We start from the raw sequence: 16,137 nt of genomic DNA on the forward strand, positions 1-16,137 counted from the left end.
CCACCCCCCTTCTGTTCCACCCGGCCCCCTGCGTTCGTATCCAGAGGGGTGGCTCGCGCGAAAAGGGGGTGGGGCGGCGACGGCCGCTTCGGGGGAGCGGCCGGAGTGTCGGCGGGCGCGACTAGTCTTGTCCGGTGACTGTTCCGGGGATTCTGCGCGCCTTGGAAGAGGCGTCTCTGTACCGTGACGCCCTCAGCTGGGCGCACACCGACGCCGACCTCGGCCTGGTCGACGGGCTCGATGCCCCGGCGATCGCCGGCCTGCTCGAGAAGCGGGCCGCGGCGGGGCACCCGGCGGCCCTTCTCGCCGTCGTACCCACCGGGCGACGGGCCGAGAGCCTGGCGCTGGCGATGCACGCCTACCTGCCCGATGCCGACATCCTCACCTTCCCCGCATGGGAGACCCTCCCGCACGAGCGGCTCAGCCCGAGCCCTGACACAGTCGGCCAGCGCCTGCAGACACTGCGCCGGATCGCGGAATGGTCCGGCGACCACCCGCTCGTCGTCGTCGCGTCCGTGCGGGCGGCACTCCAGCCGATCGCGGGGAACCTGGGCGAGATCGCACCGCTCGAGCTCTCGGTCGGCACGCGTGGACACGAACTCGACCGGGTGGTCGAGCAGCTGGTCGAGCGGGCCTACTCGCGTGTCGACATGGTGTCGCGACGCGGTGAGTTCGCGGTCCGCGGCGGCATCCTCGATGTCTTCCCGCCCACGTCGGAGCATCCGTACCGCGTGGAGTTCTTCGGCGACGAGATCGACCAGATCCGCGCGTTCTCGGTCGCCGACCAGCGTTCGCTGCCGGGCGACGTCGCCGATGTCGATCTCCCGCCCACCCGCGAGCTGCTGCTGACAGCCGAGGTCCGTGATCGTGCGCGTGCACTCATCGGCGGCTTCCCGGCGATCTCCGGCATGCTCGAGAAGATGGCCGAGGGCATCCCGGTCGAGGGCATGGAATCGCTGCTCCCCGCCGTCGCGGGACCGCTGAAGTCCCTCGCCGAGTACCTGCCCGCCGGAAGCGCCACGGCGGTCATCGACCCCGAGCGCTCGACGGCACGCGCCATCACACTCGGCGACACGAACCGCGAGTTCCTCGACGCGGCCTGGAGCGCCGCGACGTCCGGCGCCTCCGCACCCATCGACCTGGGCGCCGGCGACTTCCTCACGATCGCCGAGCTCCGCGAGGTCGTGCGCGACCGCGGCGGCGTGTGGTGGCGCCTCAGCCCGTTCGGCGCCGGTCTCGGCGAGGGCGACGCGGAAGCGGCGAACCTCGGCGCCGCCGTCATCCCGTCCTTCCACGGCAACGTCGACGGGGCGATCTCCTTCGTCGAGGCGAAGGTCACGGACGGCTGGCGGGTCGTGGTGATCGCGGCCGGTCACGGTCTCGTCGATCGGGCGCGCGACGTGCTCGCCGACCGCGGCCTTGCCGCCCGTGTCGTCGAGACGCTCACGGATGCGCCAGAGGGCGGCGTCGCCACCCTGGTCACCGGATCCGTCGAGGCCGGGTTCCAGGTGGCGGAGGCGAAGCTCGCCGTCCTCACCGACAACGAGTTCTACGGCCGCACGATCGGCGGCGACCAGCGCGTCGTCAAGAAGCTCGCGTCGCGGCGCAAGAACGTCGTCGACCCGCTGCAGCTCAAGCAGGGCGACTTCGTGGTGCACGCGACCCACGGCATCGGACGCTTCGTCGAGATGACGCAGCGTGAGGTGTCGACCGGCGGACGCAACGCCACGAAGTCCGTGCGCGACTACCTCGTGCTCGAGTACGCGCCCTCGAAGCGCGGTTACCCGGGCGACAAGCTGTTCGTGCCGACGGATCAGCTCGACGCTCTCTCGAAGTACGTCGGCGGCGAGGCTCCGACGCTCTCGAAGATGGGCGGCAGCGACTGGTCTCAGGCCAAGGGCAAGGCCCGCAAGGCCGTGCGGGACATCGCCGTCGAACTCGTGAAGCTGTACTCCGCCCGGATGAGCGCGAAGGGCCACGCGTTCGGGCCGGACACCCCGTGGCAGCGCGAGCTGGAGGAGGCCTTCCCGTTCGCGGAGACACCCGACCAGCTGCAGACGATCGACGAGATCAAAGCCGACATGGAGCGGCCGATCCCGATGGACCGTCTCCTTTCGGGCGACGTGGGCTTCGGCAAGACCGAGGTCGCGGTGCGTGCCGCCTTCAAGGCGATCCAGGACGGCAAGCAGGTCGCGATGCTCGTGCCGACGACCCTGCTCGTGAAGCAGCACCTCGAGACCTTCACCGAGCGCTTCGCCGGTTTCCCGGTCAAGGTGCGCCCGCTGTCGCGCTTCCAGACCGACAAGGAGGCGCGGCTCACTCTGCAGGGACTGCTGGAGGGGTCGGTCGACATGGTGATCGGCACCCACCGCATCCTCACCGACCAGGTGATGTTCAAGGACCTCGGTCTGATGATCATCGACGAGGAGCAGCGGTTCGGCGTCGAGCACAAGGACACGCTCAAGAGGATGAAGACCAACGTCGACATCCTGGCGATGAGCGCGACCCCGATCCCGCGCACGCTCGAGATGGCGGTGACCGGCATCCGTGAGATGTCGACGCTGGCGACGCCGCCCGAGGACCGGCACCCGATCCTCTCGTTCGTCGGCCCCCGCAGCGACAAGCAGATGGCGGCGGCGATCCGCCGCGAGATCCTGCGCGAGGGGCAGATCTTCTTCGTGCACAACCGTGTCCAGTCGATCCAGCGCGTCGCCAGCGAACTCGCCGAGCTCGTTCCGGAAGCCCGCATCGCCGTCGCACACGGACAGATGGGCGAGCATCAGCTCGAGCAGGTCGTCGACGACTTCTGGGAGCGCAAGTTCGACGTGCTCGTGTCGACGACGATCATCGAGACGGGCCTCGACATCGCGAACGCGAACACGATCATCATCGATCGCGCCGACAAGTACGGGCTCAGCCAGCTGCACCAGCTGCGTGGCCGGGTCGGGCGTGGCCGCGAGCGGGCCTACGCCTACTTCCTGTACGACGAGATGAAGCCGCTGAGCGAGACCGCGGCCGATCGCCTGCAGACCATCGCCGTCAACAACGACCTGGGCTCGGGCATGCAGGTGGCTCTGAAGGACCTCGAGCTGCGCGGCGCGGGCAACCTCCTGGGAGCAGAGCAGGCGGGTCACATCGCCGGCGTCGGATTCGATCTGTACCTGCGGATGATCGGAGAGGCCGTGGCGGCCTTCCGGGGCGACGAGGTCGAGACCGGACAGGAGCTGCGGCTCGAGCTGCCGCTGGACGCGCGGATCCCCGAGTACTACATCGACAGCGAACGGCTGCGCCTCGAGGCCTATCAGAAGCTCTCGGCGGCCTCGGCGGCGACCGCGAAGGACGACGCGATCGACCTGGTGATCGAAGAGCTCGTCGACCGCTACGGCACGCCCCCGGAAGAGGTCGAAGGGCTGCTGGCGATCTCGCGTCTGCGCCGTCGAGCCGCACGGGCGGGTCTCACGGATGTCGTCGTGATGGGCTCGAACCTGCGCATCGCCCCGGCCCGCCTCGAGGACTCGATCAAGGTTCGGCTGCAGCGGCTGTACCCGAAGGCGAAGCTCGTGGCCGGGGGGGAAGCGCTGGTCGTGCCGATGCCCACGATCCCGGCCGCGGTCGGGGTGGGCCTGGAGCCCTTGCCGGACGCGCAGCTGCTCGAGTGGGTCGGTCAGCTCTTCACCGCGATCTTCCCGGAGCCGGTCAAGGCCGACTGACCGCCCGTGCCGGAACGGAGACGAACCGTGCTGCGTGCGGTGTGTCCGGGGGCGACCCGCCGCCTCCGCACGACTCGCCCTGCGTTTTCGTCCCCGTGCGCGGCGGCCGCGGTCTAGTCTGGCCGCATGTTGTACGAGCACCTCGGGGCTCGGCCCCGCGTCCATGACACCGCCGTCATCGCTCCCACCGCCGTCATCTCCGGCGATGTGGAGATCGGAGCCGGCTGCCAGGTGCTGCACGGCGCCGTGATCACTGCGGAGGGCGGGCCGATCACCCTCGGCGCCCACGTCATCGTGATGGAGAACGCGCTGATCCGGGCCACCGCGGCGAACGCGGTGCACATCGGGGCGCACACCCTGATCGGAACGCTCGCGAGCATCGCCGGGGCGACCGTCGGCGAAGAGGTCTTCTTCGCGTCCGGGGCGCGCATCTTCAACGGCGCTCTGGTCGGCGACCGCTGCGAGGTGCGGGTCAACGCGATCGTGCACCGTCGGGCCGTGCTGCCGGAAGGCACCGTCGTCCCGATCGGGTGGGTGGCCGTCGGCGACCCCGTGCAGCTGCTCTCACCTGACCGCGAGCAGGAGATCGCGGCCGCGCAGCCCGAACTCGACTTCCCCGGCCATGTGTTCGGGGTCGACCGGGACACCCCTGACCTGATGGTGCAGCTCACCGAGCGCTACGGCAGCTCGCTCGCGCGTCATGCGCACGACGTCGCCTTCGACGAGACCCACCGGGGGCAGCGCGGCATCTGACGTGCGCCGAGTGCCGGAGCCCACGGAAAACGCAAGAGCCGCCTCCCGAGAGGGGAGACGGCTCTTCGCGTCGATGAAGGGGTGGGTCAGATGACGCCCTGGGCGAGCATCGCGGCGGCGACGCGCTCGAAGCCCGCGATGTTGGCGCCGGCGACGTAGTCACCGGCGACGTCGTGACGCTCGGCCGCATCGAAGGCGGCGTCGTGGATGTCGGCCATGATCTCGCGCAGCTTGTTCTCGCTGTCGCCGAAGCTCCAGCGCTGACGCGAGGCGTTCTGGCTCATCTCGAGCGCGGAGGTGGCGACACCGCCGGCGTTGGCGGCCTTGCCGGGGGCGAACAGCACGCCGGCCTTCTGGAAAGCCTCGACGGCATCGGGCACGCAGGGCATGTTCGCGCCCTCCGACACGGCGCGCACACCGTTGGCGATCAGCGCCTCGGCGTCGGCCAGGCTGACCTCGTTCTGCGTCGCCGAAGGCACCGCGATGTCGACCGGGACCTCCCAGACGCTGCCGCCTTCGACGAAGCGGGCGCTCGGGCGACGGTTGGCGTACTCCACGATGCGGGCGCGCTCGACCTCCTTGAGCTGACGGAGCAGGTCGACGTCGATACCGGCGTCGTCGATGACGTAGCCGGAGGAGTCGGATGCCGTCACCGCGGTCGCGCCGAGCTGGGTGGCCTTCTGGATCGCGTAGATCGCGACGTTGCCCGAGCCGGAGATGCCGACGCGCTTGCCGGTGAGGGAGTCGTTGTGCACGGCGAGCATCTCCTGGGCGAAGAAGACCGCACCGTAGCCGGTGGCCTCGGTGCGCACCTCGGCGCCGCCCCACCCGGTGCCCTTGCCGGTGAACATGCCCGACTCATGGCGGTTGGTGACCTTGCGGTACTGGCCGAAGAGGTAGCCGATCTCACGGCCGCCGACTCCGATGTCGCCCGCGGGGACGTCGGTGTGCTCGCCGAGGTGGCGGTAGAGCTCGTTCATGAACGACTGGCAGAAGCGCATGACCTCGGCGTCGGACTTGCCGTGCGGGTCGAAGTCCGACCCGCCCTTGCCGCCGCCGATGCCCTGGCCGGTGAGCGCGTTCTTGAAGATCTGCTCGAAGCCGAGGAACTTGATGATCGAGAGGTTCACCGAGGGGTGGAACCGCAGTCCGCCCTTGTACGGGCCGAGTACCGAGGAGAACTGGATGCGGTAGCCGCGGTTGACCTGCAGCTTGCCGACGTCGTCGATCCACGGCACGCGGAAGAGGATCTGACGCTCGGGCTCGACGAGGCGCTCGAGGATGCCGCCGTCGACGAACTCCGGATGCTGTTCCAGGACGGGCGCGATCGAGTGCAGCACCTCGTGGACGGCCTGGTGGAACTCCGGCTCGTGCGGGCTGCGCGTGAGCACCGTGTCGAAGACGGGCTGCACGGTGGCGGCGAGCGGGTGGAAGTCAGCGGGAGTCGTAGCGGTCACGCGGAAGAGGCTTTCTGGTGGGGGATGGTGGTGCAGGCGATCGTGTCGCGTGAGGCTTCGCCGGATCCGGCGGAGGTTTCACTCTAGCGGCCTGTGGAACGGGCGAAGTCGCGGGGATCCGGGAGGACTCCGGTCACCCGGTGTTCTGCAGGCCGGCGGCGACGCCGCTCACCGAGAGCAGGAGCAGACGCTGCTGTTCCGCGTCGGCGCCGGAGCCGGTGGCGTCCTCGTCGGCGGAGCGCAGGGCGCGGAGCGCACGAAGCTGCAGCAGCGAGAGCGCATCGACGTAGGGGCTGCGCAGCTGCACGGCGCGCTGGAGGACGGGCTTGTTCTCCAGCAGGCGCTCGCCGCCGGTGAGACGGATCACCCAGCGTCGTGTGCTCGCGAGCTCGTCGAGCACGAGCTGCGCCAGGTCGTCGCGGTCGCCGAGGGCCAGGTACTGCCTGGCGATGCGCTCGTCGGTCTTGGCGAGGCTCATCGCGACGTTGTCGATCATGGTGCGCAGCAGCGGCCACTCCCGGTACGCCTCGACCAGCAGCTCCTCGTCGCCCACGGCATCCAGCGCGGAGCCGAGGCCGAACCAGCCGGCGAGGTTGATGCGCGCCTGCGTCCACGCGAACACCCACGGGATGGCGCGCAGATCCTCGAGGGACTCGACGGAAAGCCCGCGACGGGCGGGACGCGAGCCGAGCGCCAGCAGACCGATCTCCTCCATCGGGGTGACCGTGGCGAACCACGGGGCGAAGCCCTCCGCCTTCACGAGCGAGAAGAAGCGCTCGCGGGAGGCGGCATCCATGATCGAGGCGACCTCGGCGTAGCGCGCGGCAGCTCGGCTCGTGCGCTCCTCTTCGGTGGGGGAGGAGGCGAGCAGGGTCGCCGCGGCGACCTGGTCGATGTGCCGCATCGCGATGGCCGGCTCTCCGTAGCGGGCGAAGATGACCTCGCCCTGCTCGGTGAGCTTGAACCGGCCGTCGACGGAGTGCGGCGGCTGCGCGAGGATCGCGGAGTTGGCGGGGCCGCCGCCACGACCGAGGGCGCCGCCGCGACCGTGGAAGAGGGTCAGCTCGATGCCGGACTCCTGCGCCCAGCGGGCGATCTTCTCCTGCGCCTCGTACAGGGCGAGGTTCGCCGCCACGGGGCCGACGTCCTTCGACGAGTCGGAGTAGCCGAGCATGACCTCGAGGCGGTTGCCGGTCGCGGCCATCCGCTCGCGGAACTCCGGGAAGGTCACCGCCTCGGCGAGGATGCCGGGAGCCGCCTGCAGATCGGCGAACGTCTCGAAGAGCGGGACCACGTCGAGCACCGGCGCGTCGTCGCCGAGCGCGTGGCGGGCGAGGCGGTGCACGTTGGCGAGGTCGGAGGCGGCCTGGGTGAAGGAGACCACGTAGCGGCCTGCCGCGCGTAGACCGCGATCGTGCTGGATCTCCGCGATCGCCCGGAACACCTCCAGCACCTCCTCGGTCTGCGCGCTGAGGGACTCGCCCGCTTCGAGCTCGGCGAGTGCCTTCGCATGCACCTGGGAGTGCTGACGCACCTCCAGCTCGGTCAGGTGGAAGCCGTAGGTCTCGACCTGCCAGATCAGGTGCTGTACGCCGCCGAAGGCGTGGCGCTTGGCGCCGGCCTCCGCGAGCGAGGACTGCACGGCGCGGAGGTCCGCGAGCAGCTCCTCGGGGCGGGCGTAGCCCTGTGCATCGTCACCGCGACGGGTGGCGGCGACACGGCGCGCGAGCACGATCAGCACACGGCGGTGCGGTTCGTCGGGGGAACGGGTGGCCAGCTCAGCGGCCAGCTCCGGCTCGGCAGCGGCGAAGCGCTCCCAGAGGGCTGTGACCTCGGCGCTCGGCGGGGTGTCGTCCGCGGCGAGCGTGAGGGTGCGGCCGATGCGGTCGAGGGCGCGCTCGAGACCGCGGAGGACGTGGTCGGCCGCGATCTGCGAGGCCTCGCGGGTGACGGATGCCGTGACGAACGGGTTCCCGTCGCGGTCACCGCCGACCCACGAGCCGATGCGCACGAAAGCGGGGACGACCGGGGCGCTGGAGCCCGACTCCTCACCGCGGAGCGCGTCGTCGATGCGGCGGTACACGTGCGGCACCGTCGTGAAGAGCGTCTCGTCGAACACGCCCATGACGGTGCGGACCTCGTCGGTCGGGGAAGGTTTCTGCGACCGCAGCGGCGCCGTGCGCCAGAGCGTGTCGATCTCCTCGAGCATCCGGCGACGGGCGCGGTGCTCCTCCGAGCCGCCCGCGCTCGCCGCGTCGTGCTGCGTGAGCAGCTCCGACAGCCGACGGATGCTCGAGGACACGGCACGACGGCGGGCCTCGGTCGGGTGCGCCGTGAAGACGGGGTGGAAACGGAGGCCTTCCAGGCGTCGACGGGCTTCGTCGTCGCCGACCTCGGTGCGCAGTCGCGCGTACGCGGTCGCGACGGTGTCGGCGGCATCCTCGCGCCCGGGCTGCCCGGCACGCTCGCGCAGCACGCGCACGCGCTGGTGCTCTTCGGCGAGGTTCACGAGGTGGAAGTAGCAGGTGAACGCACGGGCGACCTCGTCGGCTCTCGAGACCGTGAACGACTCGGCGATCGCCGCGGCCCGCTCGAATGCGTCGGGCGTCTCCTGGTCGTAGGCCTGGATCGTGGCGAGCCGCAGCCGCTCGACATCCTCGAAGAGGTCGTCGCCGCCGGCTTCGCGCAGCACCTGCCCGAGCAGCTGCCCGAGCATCCTGACGTCGGTGCGCATGGCATCGGGGATGCCCTGGCCGGCTTCGAAGCGGCCGATCACGCGGATCGCCTCGGTGTTCGTGGGCTCGGAGAAAGAGTGTGCGGGGGTCACCCCTCGAGAGTATCCCGCGTCGCAGGGGTGTCCTGCACGGATGACGGACCGCGACGCCGGCGACCCGCACGGGCGGGGGAGTCCGTCGAGGCGGCGGTGGCTTCCGACCTACGATGGACGGGATGCGCATCTCAGCGAACCCCCTTCGCGGCCAGCAGTTCCCCGCCGTCCTCCTGCTCCTCGCGGCCGGACTCGGACTGCTCCTCGCGAACCTGCCCACGCACGACGCGCTCGCCGCATTCCTCGACTTCCACATCGCTGTGCCGGGCACCGACCTCGACCTCTCGATCGCGCACTGGGTCTCGGACGGCCTTCTCGCCGTCTTCTTCCTCGTGGTGGCGATCGAGCTTCGGCACGAGCTGACCCACGGCGAGCTCGACTCGCCCCGCAAGGCCGTGCAGCCGGCGATCGCGGCAGCCGGCGGCGTGCTCGTCCCCATCGCGGTGTACCTGCTGATCGCCGGGGGTGACAGTGCGACGTCATCCGGCTGGCCGATCCCCACGGCGACCGACATCGCATTCGCGCTGGGTGTGCTGGCGATGTTCGGGAAGGGCCTGCCGTCGCGGGTGCGCGTGTTCCTCCTCGCGCTGGCGATCCTCGACGACATCATCGGCATCATCTTCATCGCCGTGCTCTTCGCTGGCGACGTGCAGTGGCTGCAGCTCGGTCTCGCCCTCGTCGGCGTCGCCGTGTTCTGGGTGCTCAGCCGTCTCCTCCATGCGAAGGGGCATCCGCTGATCGCGGTCGCCATGGCCCTCGTCGGCGTGGTCACCTGGGGCCTGGTCGCGTCCTCCGGCATCCATGCCACGATCGCCGGCGTGATGCTGGGACTCGTGATGTCCCCCGTGCCCGCGGCCCGCACGCGGCACGCGCTGGAGCCGACGGTGAACGGCGTGATCCTGCCGGTCTTCGCCTTCGTCGCGGCCTTCGTGGTGATTCCCGCCCTCTCGCTCACGCAGCTGTCTCCGGCGTTCTGGGCCATCGTGGTCGCGCTGCCGGTGGGCAAGATCGTCGGCATCTCGCTGTTCGGCTGGCTCGCGATGCGCATCCGCCCGAAGGGCGCGGAGCCCGCGCTGCCGTTCGCCGACATCCTGGCGGCCGGTGCCCTCGGCGGCATCGGCTTCACGGTCTCGCTGCTGCTGGCGAATCTCGCGTTCGCGTCCGACGGCGGCATCCGGGATCAGGCCATCCTCGGCGTGCTCGTCGGCTCGCTGATCGCACTCGTGCTCTCCGCGTTCATCGTGTCGCTGCGGGCGCGCTGGTACCGTCGGGTCGCATCCGCCTCGTCATGAGTGCGGCGCCCGCTCCGGACCGATCGAAGGAGGCAGCGTGAGCGCACAGCCCGCACCCGAGCCCCATGGGGAGGGCGACGTCGACGACCCGCTCCGGATCGCCGCCGACACCATGCACGCGGTCAGGGAACGCTGCGTGTGGTCGCAGCAGATCACGCACCGCGACCTCGTGCCCTACCTCATCGAGGAGTCGCACGAGGTGATCGATGCCGTCGAGGCCGGTACCCGCGACGACCTGCGCGAAGAGCTCGGCGACCTGCTGTGGCAGGTCCTGTTCCATGCGGCGATCGCGGCCCAGGATCCGGATGACCCGTTCGACATCGACGACGTGGCCCGCACATTGACCGAGAAGATGGTGCGTCGGCATCCGCACGTCTTCGCCGGCGAGGTGGCAGAGACGCCGGAGCAGGTGCTGGTGCACTGGAACGCGGCGAAGGCCGCCGAGAAGCGCACCCGCCGCAGCGTGCTCGACGGGGTGCCGCGAGGGATGCCGGCGCTCGCGCTCGCACAGAAGATCACCGGTCGTGCGGCCGGAGTCGGCGTCACCGTCGCCGCGACGGCGCTGCCGGGCGCTCCGGCATCGGAGGCGGAGCTCGGCGACGCGCTCCTCGCGCTCGTGGCGACCGCGCGCGCCGAGGGCTGGGACGCGGAGCGCGCGCTGCGCGAGCGGCTGCGCGTGCTGGAGGAAGACGTGCGCACCGCCGAAGCGGATTCCTGAACGGCCCGGCACGTCCGACGCGGCAGACCTGGGAAGATGGAGCCGTGGCTACCGTGAATCCGCCGCGCGGCATGCGCGACATCCTCCCCGCCGACAAGGCCCGCCGTGAGCGCGTCCTCTCCGTCATCCGTGATCGCTACCTGGCGCACGGATTCGACGAGATCGAGACGCCCGTCGTCGAGGACTACGACCGGCTGCACGCCGGCATCGGCGGCGACAACGAGAAGCTCTCCTACAACATCCTGCGGCGTGGCCTCGATGCCGACGCGATCCGTGCCGCCGCCGACGATCCTGCCGCGCTCTCCGACCTCGGCCTCCGCTATGACCTGACGGTGCCGCTGGCGCGCTTCTACGCGAGCAATCGCGGCCAGCTCCCCGCCGTCTTCCGCTCGATCCAGATCGGACCGGTCTGGCGTGCCGAGCGCCCGCAGAAGGGCCGCTACCGGCAGTTCGTGCAGTGCGACATCGACATCATGGGCGATGACTCGTCTCGTGCCGAGGCCGAGCTGATGGTCGCCTCGCTCGACGCGGTCGACGCCCTGGGTCTCGAGGGCGCGACCGTGCGGATCAACGACCGCCGGGTGCTCGACTGGATGCTGGACTCCTTCGGGTTCAGCGCCGAGGAGCGTCCCGGCGTGCTCATCACGATCGACAAGCTCGACAAGATCGGTCCGGAGGGCGTCGCCGCGGAGCTGCGCGAGCGCAGCGCCTCGACCGCGGCCGCCGATGCGTTCGACTCTTTCCTCCGGCGTCCGCAGACGATGGAGTACAACCCGTTCGGGGAGCGCCAGATCCGCAAGGCGCTGCCCGAGGGAGCCCCCGCCGAGCTCGTCGAGCACCTGGTCGGCATCGGCGAGGCCGTCGCCGCAGGACGCGGGCAGTCCGACATCCCGCTCGTGTTCGACCCGTTCCTGGTGCGCGGGATGGGCTACTACACGGGCACGATCTTCGAGCTCGCCCACCCTTCGGTCGGGTACTCGCTCGGCGGCGGCGGACGCTACGACGGCATGATCGGCCGCTTCCTCGGCCAGCAGGTCCCCGCCGTCGGTTTCTCGCTCGGCTTCGAGCGGCTCGTCGATCTGATCGCTGACGCCGCGGATGCCACGGTGCAGGCGGTCGTGATCATCCACGACGTCGACGTGCCGATCCACGAGCTCGTCCGTCACAAGGCTGCGCTCATCGCCGGTGGCGCCCGCGTGCGCCTGGAGCGGCGGACGAAGAACGTCAAGGCGCTGCTCGAGCGCTCGGCTGCCGACGGCTACACGGCGTTCGCGACCGTCTCCGCCGGCGCCGGCGAGCTGGAGCTCAAGCCCCTGGCCTGACGTCGGGCGTTCACATCGCGTTCACGGCGACGGGGTGGAATCGGGGTGTGAGCCGCATCCGAATCCTGGTCGCCGGGGGACTGGCGACCGTGCTCGTCCTCGCAGGCCTCCGTCTCGTCCTCGCCCAGCAGGCGGCGCTCGCCCGGAGACGGATCGGGAAGCCGCTGGGGGAGGAGTCCCTCGATGCGGATCGCATCTGGCGGCGCGCTCTCGACGGCGACCCCGTCGAGCTCCTGCTGCTCGGGGACTCCATCGCGGCGGGCCTCGGAGCGGAGCATCGCAAGGAGACGCTCGGCGGTCGGCTGGCGAAGGCGACCGCTCGCCGGATGCACCGGCCCGTGCGGCTGCGCACGGTGGCCGTCGTCGGCTCCGAATCGCCCGATCTGCCGGGCCAGCTCGACACGCTGCCCTCGGGGTATCGACCCGACGTCGCGGTGATCGTCGTGGGCGGCAACGACGTGACGCACCGGCTGCCGGTGGCGCTGTCGGCGCAGCACCTCCACGAGGCGATCCGGCGCCTCCGCGCGGCGGGCGCAGAGGTCGTCGTCGGCACCTGCCCCGACCTGGGTGCGCTGCGCGCGGTGCCGCAGCCGCTGCGCCGTATCGCCTCGAGCTTGTCGCGACGGCTCGCGGACATCCAGGCGGAGACAGCCAGGCGTGCGGGGGCGGAGCCGGTGGATCTGCGTCGTGCCGTCGGACCGATGTTCTTCGACGAGCCGGAGGCGATGTTCAGCCTCGACCGCTTCCATCCGAGCGCGCTGGGCTACCGTCGCACGGCCGAGGCGCTGCTGCCCGCCGTGGGCCGTGCGGCGGAGACGGCGCTCAGCTCGCGCCGTCGGCGGGCGCCGCGCTGAACGATGCCGCCCACTCCGCCACCCGGCGGCTGCTCTCCTCGTCGGAGATGTCCTCGACGCGGGTCATCACGGACCAGCGGACTCCGAACGGGTCGCGGATGCTGGCGAACCGGTCGCCCGAGACGAAGGGCGCCGGTGCCTCGCGCACGGTCGCTCCCGCTGCGACGGCCTTCTCCACGACGGCATCGACGTCGGAGACGTACAGGCCCATCGAGTAGCAGTCGTCATCGCCGTCAGGTGAGCGGACGAGGTGGTACTCGGGGTTCGGCTCGCCGAGCTGGAGGAGCCCGAGTCCGAAGTCGAGGTCGGCGTGCGCGACGGTTCCACCGAACTCGGTCACGTCGATGACGCGGGCTCCGAAGACGTCGCGGTAGAACTCGATCGCTCGCTTCGCGTCGGGGATCGCCAGGAACGGGGTGAGGGAGGTGGCGCTGTTCGGGCGTCCGTCGGTCGTGTACGTCCCGGTCGCGCCGGTCGTGGGAGTGTCTGTCGCGGGGGTTTCGTTGCTCATGTCGCCACGCTAGGGCGGTGGGGGTGCCGGTCGCTTGAAGATCTGCGCCAACCTCGCGACGTCGGCGCCGGAGCCTACGCTGGGCGGATGGTGAACCCGACCCGCGGCGTGCTCTACCCGGCGCGTCTGCCGCAGTTCCACCGGTTGCCGGCACCGGCGTCGGTGAGCGAGCTGGTCGCCTGGTTCTGGATCCCGGAGTGGGACATCGAGCCCGGCCGCTCGTCGCGCCAGGAGATCGTCGCGTATCCGGCCCTCAACCTCGTCGTCGACGCCGAGGCCGTGACGCTCTCCGGTGCGACGACCCGCGCGTCGCATCGCGACCTGCGCGGGGTGGGCTGGGCGGTTGGGGCGTTGCTCCGCCCCGCGGCCGTCGCCGCGCTGATCGAGAATCCGGTCGTGCTGGTCGACGGCGAGCGAGAACTCGATACGCCGATGCCGGAGGTCGCGGAACTGCACGATGCCGTGGTCGCGGCGATGGGCTCGGGCGAGGGGTACCGTGAGCGGGCGGTCGATGCTTTCGCCCACTGGCTCGGGGAGCGGGTGGGTCCGCTGGGAGAACCCGCCCTTCAGGCGAACGCCCTCATGGAGGTGCTGATGGGAGAGGCTGCGGCGCTGACTCCGGAGGAGGCCGCCACCCGGCTCGCGGTCTCGGTCCGGACCCTGCAGCGGATGACGCACCGCCATGTCGGGCTGTCGCCGGCCGCGATGATCCGCCGGCGGCGCCTGCAGGAGGCGGCGCAGCGCGTACGTGAGGAGCCGGACGCCGATCTCGCGTCGATCGCCGCCGAGCTCGGGTATGCGGACCACGCCCACCTCACCCGCGACTTCCGGTCCGTCCTCGGTGTCGCGCCGCGGGTGTACCGGTCCGAGTCGCGCGGCTGATCTCAGACCCGTTCGAGGCGAAGCCGCAGCATCCGATATCCGACGCCGAGCAGCACGACCCCCGTTCCGATGAGCGAGGCCAGCACGGGGAGCGTGTTGACCAGGAGCAGACACCCCAGCGCCCCGATCACCTGGAGTGCGCGGGGGTGGCGCCGTGCGGAACCCGTCTGCCGGAAGGCGGCCGCGTTCGCGATCAGGTAGTACAGCAGCACGCCGAACGAGGAGAAGCCGATGGCCTCGCGCAGATCGGCGACGACCACGATCCCGATCACGATGACCGCGACGGCGATCTCAGCCCGTTGCGGCACCTGATGACGCTCATCGACCTTCGCGAGGAACCGCGGGACATCGGCTTCCCTGGCCATGGCGAGGGTGGTCCGCCCGATGCCGGTCAGCAGCGCCAGCAGAGCCCCGAGCGAGGCGGCCGCTGCGGCCACGCGCACGAGGGGTGCGAGATCCGGCCATCCCGCCCGCACGAGTACGTCGACGAGCGGGGCGGTCGAGCCGACGGCGTCGGCGCCGAGCACGAGCACGACGGCCGTGCCGACGAGGGCGTACACCACGACGGCTCCGACGAGGGCGAGGACGATCGCGCGGGGGATCGTGCGCACCGGATCGACCACCTCCTCGCCCATCGTCGCGATGCGCGCGTAGCCGGCGAAAGCGAAGAACAGCAGCCCGGCGCCCTGCAGCACGCCGTAGGCCGTGACGTCGGGGAGCGGCGGAGGGGCAGCCGTCGAGGCCGCGCCGAAGCCGAACCCCACGACCACCGCGAGACCGAGCAGGGAGCACACGACGAGGATGCGGGTGAGGAGCGCGGTGCGGGTCACGCCGACGCAGTTCACGATCGCGAGCACGGCGACGGCGACCACGGCGACCGGGGTCTGCCACCCGGCGGGTGCTGCATACGCGGCGAAGGTCATCGCCATGGCGGCGCAGCTGGCGATCTTGCCGATCACGAAGCTCCAGCCGGCGATGAAGCCCCACCAGGGTCCGATCTCCGCCCTCGCATAGGCGTAGGTGCCACCGGCGACGGGGTGCGCTGCGGCGAGCTGCGCCGAGGCGGTGGCGTTGCAGTAGGCGACCACGGCGGCGATCGCGAGTGCGATGAGGATGCCGCTGCCGGCGACGCCGATCGCGGGCGCCCATACGGCGAACACTCCCGCCCCGATCATCGAACCCAGGCCGATGGAGACGGCGTCTCCGAGCGTCAGACGGCGGGCGAGGGGCATCCCGCCATCGTGGCACGCGGGGGTGAACGGCGGGTGACCCGTCAGGACTGTCGCGCAGTGACCCGCTTCTTCTCCCGGATGTAGACCTCGCGACGCACCTTCGCGACGACGTCGCCCTCCCGGTCGGTGATGACCGTCTCGAACCACTCGAGCACCTTCGCCCCGCCGCGGGCGCGCTCGCGGATCTCCTCCGCCTTCTCCTTCGACACCTCGAACTCCGCGGTCAGCACGCCGCGACCGGGCTTGAGGAACTCGATCTCGCCGCGGGTGTCCCACACGACGTGGTCCCGGCCGAGCTGATGCATCACGAGCATGAAGAAGTACGGGTCGGTCATCGCCGACATCGACCCGCCGAATGCGGTTCCGACGTAGTTCCGGGTGAAGACGTTCACGTGGAGCTCGACGGTGGCGTGCGTCCAGTCCTCGCTGAAGCGGCGGATGCGGATGCCGCTGAAGAGATTGGGTATCCACAGGCTCATGCCGATGGCGAGGCGGCGGGGAGTGATGCGCATGAGGTCAGTGTGGAGGAGGGGGCCGCCCTCGACAAAGACGTCTGTGGGGTTGCCACAGTTGTTCTAG

At 70.7% G+C, this 16,137-nt stretch carries 12 protein-coding genes; 7 read left to right on the plus strand and 5 right to left on the minus strand.

Annotation, left to right across the window (positions count from 1 at the left end):
- Positions 1–134 precede the first annotated feature (134 nt).
- Complete coding sequence (gene mfd, locus CQ045_RS00005) at positions 135–3,710, plus strand: transcription-repair coupling factor (protein ID WP_105720658.1); 3,576 nt, start codon at positions 135–137, stop codon at positions 3,708–3,710.
- A gap of 126 nt (positions 3,711–3,836) precedes the next feature.
- The gene (locus CQ045_RS00010; protein WP_105720659.1) at positions 3,837–4,463 is read left to right on the plus strand and encodes a gamma carbonic anhydrase family protein; all 627 of its coding nucleotides are present in this window, start codon (positions 3,837–3,839) and stop codon (positions 4,461–4,463) included.
- An 86-nt stretch (positions 4,464–4,549) separates the two neighbouring features.
- Here the strand turns inward: CQ045_RS00010 and gdhA are convergent, their stop codons facing one another.
- Together gdhA and CQ045_RS00020 are read right to left on the minus strand one after the other, a co-directional pair.
- Positions 4,550–5,920, minus strand: coding sequence for an NADP-specific glutamate dehydrogenase (gene gdhA, locus CQ045_RS00015; protein WP_105720660.1), 1,371 nt, complete (start codon positions 5,918–5,920; stop codon positions 4,550–4,552).
- A 133-nt stretch (positions 5,921–6,053) separates the two neighbouring features.
- The gene (locus CQ045_RS00020; RefSeq protein WP_105720661.1) at positions 6,054–8,747 is read right to left on the minus strand and encodes a phosphoenolpyruvate carboxylase; all 2,694 of its coding nucleotides are present in this window, start codon (positions 8,745–8,747) and stop codon (positions 6,054–6,056) included.
- Positions 8,748–8,869: 122 nt separating this feature from the next.
- On the opposite strand from CQ045_RS00020, the gene nhaA reads away from it, so the two are divergent.
- The 4 genes from nhaA to CQ045_RS00040 all read left to right on the plus strand — a co-directional run bounded on the left by nhaA (position 8,870) and on the right by CQ045_RS00040 (position 12,933).
- Positions 8,870–10,039, plus strand: coding sequence for a Na+/H+ antiporter NhaA (nhaA, locus tag CQ045_RS00025; RefSeq protein ID WP_105720662.1), 1,170 nt, complete (start codon positions 8,870–8,872; stop codon positions 10,037–10,039).
- Positions 10,040–10,151: 112 nt separating this feature from the next.
- Positions 10,152–10,757 carry a MazG family protein gene (locus CQ045_RS00030; RefSeq protein ID WP_258130935.1) on the plus strand — a complete coding sequence of 202 codons (606 nt, stop codon included), beginning with the start codon at positions 10,152–10,154 and terminating at the stop codon, positions 10,755–10,757.
- Positions 10,758–10,828: 71 nt separating this feature from the next.
- Positions 10,829–12,079, plus strand: a complete 1,251-nt coding sequence (gene hisS / locus CQ045_RS00035; RefSeq protein ID WP_219844386.1) for a histidine--tRNA ligase — start codon at positions 10,829–10,831, stop codon at positions 12,077–12,079.
- Positions 12,080–12,126: 47 nt separating this feature from the next.
- Positions 12,127–12,933, plus strand: a complete 807-nt coding sequence (locus tag CQ045_RS00040) for an SGNH/GDSL hydrolase family protein (protein WP_105720665.1) — start codon at positions 12,127–12,129, stop codon at positions 12,931–12,933.
- Here CQ045_RS00040 and CQ045_RS00045 read toward each other — a convergent pair.
- Positions 12,902–13,444, minus strand: coding sequence for a glyoxalase/bleomycin resistance/extradiol dioxygenase family protein (locus CQ045_RS00045; protein WP_105720666.1), 543 nt, complete (start codon positions 13,442–13,444; stop codon positions 12,902–12,904). The two genes, CQ045_RS00040 and CQ045_RS00045, sit on opposite strands and share 32 nt — an antisense overlap.
- Positions 13,445–13,531: 87 nt before the next feature.
- Here CQ045_RS00045 and CQ045_RS00050 point away from each other — a divergent pair, with 87 nt between their 5' ends.
- Positions 13,532–14,326, plus strand: coding sequence for a helix-turn-helix domain-containing protein (locus CQ045_RS00050; protein WP_105720667.1), 795 nt, complete (start codon positions 13,532–13,534; stop codon positions 14,324–14,326).
- A 2-nt stretch (positions 14,327–14,328) separates the two neighbouring features.
- On the opposite strand, the gene CQ045_RS00055 is transcribed toward CQ045_RS00050, so the two are convergent.
- Positions 14,329–15,558: an APC family permease gene (locus CQ045_RS00055; protein WP_105720668.1), complete on the minus strand. Its 1,230-nt coding sequence runs from the start codon at positions 15,556–15,558 to the stop codon at positions 14,329–14,331.
- Between the two features lie 41 nt (positions 15,559–15,599).
- Positions 15,600–16,070, minus strand: coding sequence for a PaaI family thioesterase (locus CQ045_RS00060; protein WP_105720669.1), 471 nt, complete (start codon positions 16,068–16,070; stop codon positions 15,600–15,602).
- Positions 16,071–16,137: the final 67 nt, after the last annotated feature.

The sequence above is a fragment of the Microbacterium sp. MYb66 genome (assembly GCF_002979435.1).
Taxonomy (GTDB): Bacteria; Actinomycetota; Actinomycetes; order Actinomycetales; family Microbacteriaceae; genus Microbacterium.